The sequence below is a fragment of the Kitasatospora sp. NPDC057198 genome, assembly GCF_042670125.1.
In the GTDB taxonomy this organism is placed as follows: Bacteria; Actinomycetota; Actinomycetes; order Streptomycetales; family Streptomycetaceae; genus Kitasatospora.
Genome location: NZ_JBHUWH010000498.1, coordinates 1 through 5,529, shown reverse-complemented (window position 1 = coordinate 5,529; position 5,529 = coordinate 1). Strand labels below are relative to the sequence as shown.

Sequence of the window (5,529 nt, the reverse complement as noted above, 5' to 3'; positions counted from 1 at the left end):
GGATGAAGGAGTGACGGGGCGTCAGCCCAGCTTCCACTGCTGGTTGCTGCCGCCGCTGCAGGACCACAGCTGGACGGGCGTGCCGTCGGCGGTGCCCAGCCCGGCCACGTCCAGGCAGAGCCCCGACTGGACGCCGGTGACGGTGCCGTTCGCGTTGACCCGCCACTGCTGGTTGGGCTGGCCGTTGCAGGACCAGACGATCGCCCTGGTGCCGTTGGCGGTGCCCTTGGCCTCGGCGTCCAGGCACAGGGTGGCGCCGCCGACGGTCACGGTCAGCTGGTTCGAGGCGGTGCGGGTCCAGGTCTGGTTCGCGGCGCCGTTGCAGCCGGCGATCTGCTGCCGGGTGCCCGCCGCGGTGCTCGGGTCGGTCAGGCACTTGCCCGCGCCGACCGCGCGCAGCGCGCCGGTGCCACCGCCGGACGGGGTGGCGTCCAGGCCCATGAAGTGGACCGCGTTGGCGGCCATCCCGGCGCCCTGGACCGGCAGTTGGTGTCCGGCGCCGAAGATGCTGTACGCCTCGACCTGGGTGCCCGCGGCGTTGTCGTAGCGGGTGCGGGTCCAGCCGGTGGCGGGGGTGTCGGTGGACGACGGCGTCTGGCTCACGCCGAGGACGTCGGTCCACTGCTTGACCTCCTCGCCGAGGTTGTGGTGGTTCAGGACGGTGTCGGCGGTGCCGTGCCACAGCTGCACCCGCGGGCGCGGGCCGGTGTAGCCGGGGTAGGCGCCCCGGACCAGGCCGCCCCACTGCTGCGGGGTCATCGAGACCTGCCCCTGCGCGCAGGCGCTGTTCCAGCCGCGCACCGTGCCGGTGTGGAAGCAGTGGTGGGGCACGCCCATGAACGCGGCGCCGGCCTTGAAGACGTCCGGGTAGTCGGCGAGCATCACGTTGGTCATCATGCCGCCGGAGGACTCGCCGGTGACGTACACGGCGTTGGCGTTGCCGCCGTAGTGCTGCTCGGTGTAGGTGATCATCGACATCAGCCCGACCGGGTCGCTGCCGCCGCCGCGGGTCAGCGCCTGGTCGGAGGAGACGTCCCAGCAGCTGCCGTTCGGGCTGGTCGACGGGTAGATGACCAGGAAGCCGTACTGGTCGGCGAGTTGGGCGAAGTCGGTGCTGGAGTACAGGTAGGGGCCGTTGCCCTGGCAGCCGTGCAGGGCGAGCAGGATCGGCGGGTCGGGCCTGACCGAGGCCGGCACGTACAGGTGCATGGCCAGGCCGGTCGGGTTGGTGCCGAAGCCGGTGACCTGGGTCAGCGAGGCGGCGGCGGCCTGCGGGGCCGCCTGCAGGCTCAGGCCGACCGCGAGGCCGACCGAGGCCGCGATGCCGAGGAGGCGGGACGTGAGCGAGCGTGATCGGAACATGGGACCTCTCCGTCGGGGTTGCCGTGCGGGTGAAGGAGGTTCCGGCCGCCGCCGCCGCCGAGAGGACGCTCCCGATGCTCGGGGCGGTCCGCCGCGGCCGTCAACGGCCCGTCACGGCCTCGTGGCGGCGGGCCCGGTGGGCGCCCCGCGACCTGCGGATCCGCCTCCGGCCGGCCGCCGTTCCCGCCGCGCGTGGTGAAAGTTGCACGATCCGGCCCGGCGTCCGCCGGGAAGCGGGTGCGCCGTGGAACAGGTACGCCGGGTGCGCCGGACGGGACGGGTGCGCCGGACGGGACGGGTGCGCCGGACGGGACGGGTGCGCCGGGCGGGACGGGGCCGGGACGGTCAGGGCCGCCGGACCGCCGGACCGAAACTTTTCGCTTCACCGGTCATGGATTGCCGACCAGCATGGCGGGAGATCGCGACGAAGTCCACCGGGGTGCAGTCCACCCCTTGACCTCGCGTCAGCCGAGCGGACCCCGACCGGCGGCTGACCGGCGGCTGACCGGCCGACTTGCCCGGATCGGGGGAGATCGATTGTTTCCGATCGTTTCACCGTTCATGTCGAAACCGTTGACAGCCCGTCCGGCGCGGACCAACACTGTCGCCATCGACCCGTCCGAGCGGCCCGGGATCGGAGCCCCGGCCGGGCAGGACCGGGGGCGCCAACCCCCTCGGACGACGCGACCCGGGCACCGGGCCGGTTCCCTCGGCACCGGCAGCCGTCGCGGCGCGCACCGACTCCGTCTCCCCCTGCAGACCGGGAGCCGGCCGCGCCGGAGGTCGACCGTCCCGTACCCCGTTGGAGGTCCTCCGGACCGCCAGGAAGGTCACCTGCTCCCCCCGTGAATTGTTAGCGCTAACGGAAAGGTCGTCGGCCCGGGCGGGCCGCCGCTCCCGACCGGTGCGCGAACACCTCCCCCACCCACGAGGAGAAGATTCGTCATGTCACGGCTCCACGAGTCCGTCCGTCTCCGCACGGCCCTGACCGCGACCGCCTGCCTGATCGCCGGTGCGGTCGGCAGCGTCGCCGCGGTCCCCGCCGCCTCCGCCGCCGGGCAGAGCACGCTCGGCGCGGCGGCGGCCGACAGCGGCCGCTACTTCGGCACCGCGGTCCCCGCGGGCAAGCTCGGCGACTCGACGTACAGCAGCATCCTCGACCGGGAATTCAACATGGTCACCCCGGAGAACGAGATGAAGTGGGACACGGTCGAACCGTCCCGGGGCTCGTTCAACTTCGGCCCCGGCGACGCGATCGTCAACCACGCCGCCGCGCACGGCCAGCGGATGCGCGGCCACACCCTGGTCTGGCACAACCAGCTGCCCGGCTGGGTGAGTTCGATCGGCGACGCCAGCACGCTGCGCAGCGTGATGAACAACCACATCACCCAGGAGATGTCCCACTACAAGGGCAAGATCTACGCCTGGGACGTGGTCAACGAGGCGTTCGCCGACAACGGCACCGGCCAGCACCGCAGTTCGGTGTTCCAGAACGTGCTGGGCAACGGCTTCATCGAGGAGGCGTTCCGCACCGCGCGCAGCGTCGACCCCGCGGCCAAGCTCTGCTACAACGACTACAGCATCGAGGACTGGTCGTCCGCCAAGACGCAGGGCGTCTACAACATGGTCAAGGACTTCAAGGCCCGCGGCGTGCCCATCGACTGCGTCGGCTTCCAGAGCCACTTCGGCAGCGGCGGCGCGCCCGCCAGTTTCCGCACCACGCTGGCCAACTTCGCCGCGCTCGGCGTCGACGTCCAGCTCACCGAACTGGACATCGCCCAGGCTTCGTCCACCGCCTACGCCGGCGCCGTGCAGGCATGCCTGGACGTCGCCCGCTGCACCGGGATCACGGTCTGGGGCATCCGCGACAACGACTCCTGGCGCACCGGCGAGAACCCTCTGCTGTTCGACAACTACGGCAACAAGAAGGCCGCCTACACCTCGGTGCTCAACGCGCTGAACAGCGCCGGCGGCGGCACCGGCACCCCGGGCGGCGGCATCGTCTCCGGCACCGCGTACACGCTCACCGACGTGGCGGCCGGGCGCGTCCTGGACGAGCCCGCCGGGCAGAACGGCAACGGCACCCAGCTCCAGGTCTGGGACGCCAACGGCACCGCCGCCAACCAGCAGTGGCGGGCCACCCAGAACGGCGACGGCACCTACACGCTGACCAACCTCGCCAGCGGCAGGGTGCTGGACGAGCCCGGCAGCCAGACCGCCAACGGGACGCGGCTGCAGGTCTGGGACGCCAACAACGGCGCCAACCAGCACTGGCGGGCGACCCGCAACGGCGACGGCTCCTACACGCTGACCAACGCCGCCAGCGGCAAGGCGCTGGAGATCCCCGGCGGCCAGACCGGCAACGGCTCCCCGGTCCAGATCTGGGACTCCAACGGCGGCGCCAACCAGCACTGGACCTTCAAGTGAGCTGAGCGGCCCCGGCCCCGAGCGGCCCTGGCCCCGAACCGCCCCGGCCCCGAACCGCCCCGGCCCCGAGCCGCCTCGGCCCCGCTCCCCGGCTCCGGAGTGCGCCACGTCGTGGACGGACTCCGGAGCCACCGTCCCATCCCCTGACGCTGCCGCCCGGCGGCACTGATTGTTAGCGCTAACATCGCTGCCGGGCGGCAGTTCCCCACCCGTTCCCCCCAGGAGTGAGAGAACCCCCATGCACGGACGAAGTTCCCGCCGCACGCGGCTGCCCGCCCTGCTCACCGCCGTGGTCGCGGCCGTCGCCGCCCTGGCCGCGATGCTCGTCGCCGGCCCCGCCGCGCAGGCGGCCACCACCGGCGCCCTGAAGAGCGTCTCCTCCGGCCGCTGCCTGGACGTGTCGGGCGGCAGCCAGAGCGACGGCGCGCTGCTGCAGATCTACGACTGCTGGAACGGCACCAACCAGCAGTGGACGCTGACCTCCGCCAACCAGCTGACCGTCTACGGCAACAAGTGCCTGGACGTGCCCGACCACGCGACCGCCGCGGGCACCCGGGTGCAGATCTGGGCGTGCAGCGGCGGCGCGAACCAGCAGTGGCGGCTGAACGCCGACGGCAGCATCACCGGCGTCGAGTCCGGCCTGTGCCTGGACGTCACCGGCGGCGCGACCGCCAACGGCACCGCCGTGGAGCTGTGGACCTGCAACGGCCGCGGCAACCAGCAGTGGACCGGCCTGACCGCGGGCGGCTCGACCACGCCCCCGCCGTCCGGCGGCACCACCTGCACCCTCCCGTCGACCTACCGGTGGAGCTCCACCGGCGTGCTGGCGCAGCCCGCCAACGGCTGGGCCGCGCTGAAGGACTTCACCGACGTCGTCTACAACGGCAAGCACCTGGTGTACGCCTCGAACGTGAGCGGCTCCTCGTACGGCTCGATGGCGTTCGCGCCGTTCACCAACTGGTCCGACATGGCCTCGGCCGCGCAGACCGGGATGGGCCAGGCCGCGGTGGCGCCGACGCTGTTCTACTTCGCGCCGAAGAACGTCTGGGTCCTGGCCTACCAGTGGGGCGCCTCGCCGTTCGTCTACCGCACCTCGAGCGACCCGACCAACCCGAACGGCTGGTCCGCGCCGCAGCCGCTGTTCACCGGCAGCATCCCGAACTCCGGCACCGGGCCGATCGACCAGACGCTGATCGCCGACGGCCAGAACATGTACCTGTTCTTCGCCGGTGACAACGGCAGCATCTACCGGGCGAGCATGCCGATCGGCAACTTCCCGGGGAGCTTCGGCTCCTCGTACACCACCGTGATGACCGACACCGCGAAGAACCTGTTCGAGGCCCCGCAGGTCTACAAGGTCAAGGGCCAGAACCAGTACCTGATGATCGTCGAGGCCCGGGGCGCCACCGAGCAGCGCTACTTCCGCTCCTTCACCGCCACCAGCCTGAACGGCTCCTGGACGCCGCAGGCCGCCACCGAGGCCAACCCGTTCGCGGGCAAGGCCAACAGCGGCGCGGGCTGGACCAACGACATCAGCCACGGCGACCTGGTGCGCGAGAACCCCGACCAGACGATGACCGTCGACCCCTGCAACCTCCAGCTGCTCTACCAGGGCAAGTCCCCGACCGCGAGCGGCAGTTACGACCAGCTCCCGTGGCGTCCGGGGGTGCTGACCCTGCAGCGCTGACTCGTCCCGCCACCGCGCACAGGGGGAGGCGCCGGCACCGCGTACCGCGGGGC

Annotated in this window: 3 protein-coding genes; 2 read left to right on the top strand and 1 reads right to left on the bottom strand. The window is 72.1% G+C overall.

Annotation, left to right across the window (positions count from 1 at the left end):
* Window positions 1-21: 21 nt before the first annotated feature.
* Window positions 22-1,362, bottom strand: a complete 1,341-nt coding sequence (locus ACFUEL_RS34080; protein WP_380241185.1) for a PHB depolymerase family esterase — start codon at window positions 1,360-1,362, stop codon at window positions 22-24.
* Between the two features lie 945 nt (window positions 1,363-2,307).
* Here ACFUEL_RS34080 and ACFUEL_RS34075 point away from each other — a divergent pair.
* Together ACFUEL_RS34075 and ACFUEL_RS34070 are read left to right on the top strand one after the other, a co-directional pair.
* The gene (locus ACFUEL_RS34075; protein ID WP_380241184.1) at window positions 2,308-3,789 is read left to right on the top strand and encodes an endo-1,4-beta-xylanase; all 1,482 of its coding nucleotides are present in this window, start codon (window positions 2,308-2,310) and stop codon (window positions 3,787-3,789) included.
* Between the two features lie 238 nt (window positions 3,790-4,027).
* Window positions 4,028-5,476, top strand: coding sequence for a non-reducing end alpha-L-arabinofuranosidase family hydrolase (locus ACFUEL_RS34070; protein ID WP_380241183.1), 1,449 nt, complete (start codon window positions 4,028-4,030; stop codon window positions 5,474-5,476).
* The last annotated feature ends 53 nt before the right edge of the window (window positions 5,477-5,529 follow it).